Raw genomic sequence first — 3,137 nt, 5'->3', positions numbered from 1 at the left:
GGGGTGCGTGCTTCTCAAATCCGTCGGTGTTGAGCCGCTATAGCCGCCCGAACTTACCGCTGTGCCCTGCTCCATGTAGTCCCAGTTTTTAACGCCCTGGTTGTTGAAGGTGAAGGTATTTCCGTTCCCATCATTCCAGAGGGTGGTACTGAGATCGTACTGGTTGGAGACGATATTACCCCTCACGCCAGCCGTATAGCTGGTCGTGAAGCCGTCACCATTATCCTGTCCGGCGAGAGCAACGCCGCTACCTGCGGTTAGGACAAGACCTGCAGTCATAAAAACTACAAAACTTTTCCTCATTTTATTCACCCCCTTTCTTGAGCAAGATGTATTAAACTGCCCATAAAGGGGCATGGAGGAATAGCGTAACTTAGATTTTGACTTAAGGCTGGTCAAGATACAAATACTCCTTGGTTTCTCATTACGATCAGCTATCATATAAACTTAAAAAACAAAGAGCGACTACTCGATTGTCTGCGAGTAAATTCATCCGTTGTTTCGAATAAACTGTGAAAATAACTATGGCATCGCTAAATCGCTTAGCCGCTTTACAACAAAAACCAAGGAAAATAAATATATGCGCTTACAAGTGCAAGCTTGAACAAACAAGCGCACTAAAGAAGGACATGCGTATAAAGTTAAACCTTTGGGCAGGTGTTTATTAATCTGCAGCAGATTATACTAGCGCCATTGTAGACTGTCAAGCGGCGGCTTTACTTGAATGCGCTGGTTCCTTCTCGAAAGAAGTCGATGTGGTTCTTTGGCGCCTGGAACTCAAGAAGCGGGCAGTCGTCGGTATTAAAAGGGATCGGGCTCCCGTCGGAGAGCGTTCCCTTGGCTAGCTTTACAATCGTGTCGGGATACGCATAAAAGCTAAAATCGAGGCTGGAGAACTTGAGCTTATCGCGCCCTACCTTGCGTACGTTTTCGGCGATTTGCTTAACATCGAGCTTTTTGTTGCCGTTTATGCCGATCATTAAAACATCTTGTGCCTGGTTGGCCCCATAGTTAGATCCCCAGACATATGTATTGGGGAAAACGGAGGTAAACGTCTTAAACATCATGAGCATATCATCGTCCCGCATGATATAGCGGGGAACCCACTGGCAATACACGCCGTCTTTGTTTAGGTGCTTGGCGACAATCTGGAACATCTCTTTGGTGAAAAGAGGCGTGATATGCGTTGAAACGGGATAGCTGGGCTCGGACGTTACCACGTCATATTTCTTGTTCGTCATGTAAAGATAGTTGCGCGCGTCGTTCAAATAAAACTTTGCGCGGGGGTTTGTGTCGATAGAGTCTCCGACAAAGTACTTCGAGGCGTCTAAAACCGCCTGGTTTATTTCGGCGATATCTATGTTGGCGTTCGTTCCGTACAGGGCTGCGTATGCCGTATAGCCCGTACCGAGCCCGATTACCAGTATGGATTTCGGGTCTCTTACGCTCCTTAAGCTCTCATCGGGAATGAGCGCAAAAAGAGACATCACCTGCCTGTCGTACTCGGTACTTGAACCCTCGACTTTTCCATCGGTTGACAGCGACCTTTCACCGCTCGGCCCCTGGAAAACGGTGACCCGTCCGTAGAGACCGTCGTTAAAAAAAAGCGTCGTTAGGTCGTTAACATATTCCCTATACTCGTCATACGACGAGTAGTCGGCGATTCTATAGAAGTTGTGGTCGATGGCCGGTGGTCTAACCATGGCCGCGGTCGTACCGATTACTGCAAGAATCATTACCCCGGCCCCGAGCCACTTCTTCGCCATCGCCGATTTTGAAATGAAAATCATCGCTGATGCGACAAGCAGGTTCAGCCCTGCCGCCGTAAATGTGGTTGCTTTTACACCGATGAGGGGGATAAGAAAAAACCCTGCGCCGAGGGAGCCGAGGATCGAGCCGACCGTGTTGATGGAGTAGACGTTTCCTACGTCATTGCCAAGCTTTTCGATAGAGGCGGTATTGATCTTGGTAACCACCGGGAACGTCGCCCCCATAAACGTTGTTGGGATAAGCATGATAACAAAGGACAGCAACAGCTGGAAGAAGAAGAACAAATAAAAACTCGGCTTCAGTGTGTTATATACAAGGAAGTAAAGGGTCGGGAGCACTTGAATAAGGGGAATCGTCAATAAGCCGAAGATGCCGATGCCGAGTTCAAGCGTTCCGAAGAGAGCTATCAGGTTTTTGCTTCTGTCCGCCCATCTGCCGCCGAGAAATGCGCCGAGGGAAAGGCCGGACATAAAGGCGGTAAGCATCATCGAGACCGCGTAAACGGTTGACCCGAAAACCAAAGAGAGCTCTCGTGTCCAGATCACCTCATAAATAAGCGCGGCCATACCGGAGAATGCAAACGCAAAGACCGCCATTTTTGACGACTTATTTTTTGTAACGGATTTTGCCAATTACTAACACCTCTTCATACGATCTTCCATTTGTGAAAGCTATCCTTAGGTACTATTTTAGCAGCTTAGTGATTAAGAAACCAGTTTTATGCAGGGTTATTAGGACCGGCTCGATAATAATAAAGAAACAAAGAAAGAGGCCCGTTTAAAACGGGCCTCTTGTGTGTTGTATGTAGTTTGTAAGTAATTCCTTGTTAGCAAGTTGTAAGTCATACGTTGTAAGAATTGGCTTTACGGCAAGCCTCTTTGAATTACGTCATCATTGTAGATAGTATTGCCGCCGATGTCAGTATGGTTGCTTGAGCTTGTCGCATTCCAAACAGTCGGATTGTGGCAATCTAAGCAGACACTGTCTACGTCATGCGCTTTCACGCCAGTTCCGTAAGCACCACTTCTGGCTTGGCCTGCAGCAACAACCTCGCTGTCGCTCTTGTCGGCGTCGCTAGGTACACCGATGTCGATACCAAAGAGGTCGTCTTTGAGCATCTTCCAACCGAGTGTACGGTGTGGGAAGCTTACGCCATCATCAGCGCAGGTTACGCTAACCGGGTCTACGCTTTGTCTCCAGTTAGCTACTGACCAATCAACTGTACGCGAGTTCTTAAGCTGACCGACGAAATTTCCAGTCGGTTGACCGTTATTGGCAGTAGTCGATGTGATAAGCGACTGTGCGATCTCGTTGGCATAACCATTGGTGGTCGTCTGCATCTCGTACTTGGTGAGCGGCGCGAACAT

Annotated in this window: 3 protein-coding genes; all 3 read right to left on the bottom strand. The window is 48.1% G+C overall.

Going from position 1 to position 3,137, the window contains the following annotated elements; translation table 11 throughout:
- Window positions 1-303: hypothetical protein (locus tag COY37_RS11305; RefSeq protein WP_286977643.1), on the bottom strand; the 303-nt coding region annotated here is incomplete at its 3' end.
- Between the two features lie 413 nt (window positions 304-716).
- Window positions 717-2,402 (bottom strand): spermidine synthase, encoded by a 1,686-nt coding sequence (locus tag COY37_RS11300; RefSeq protein ID WP_286679234.1) that lies wholly within the window; start codon window positions 2,400-2,402, stop codon window positions 717-719.
- A 231-nt stretch (window positions 2,403-2,633) separates the two neighbouring features.
- On the bottom strand, window positions 2,634-3,137 hold a 504-nt coding region (locus tag COY37_RS11295), incomplete at its 5' end, for a hypothetical protein (RefSeq protein WP_286679233.1).

Origin of the sequence: Candidatus Aquicultor secundus (assembly GCF_002791875.1) — a bacterium.
GTDB classification, from domain to species: domain Bacteria; phylum Actinomycetota; class Aquicultoria; order Aquicultorales; family Aquicultoraceae; genus Aquicultor_A; species Aquicultor_A secundus.
The sequence above is the reverse complement of the archived record's forward strand: the minus strand, read 5'-3'. Positions and strand labels throughout refer to the sequence as shown.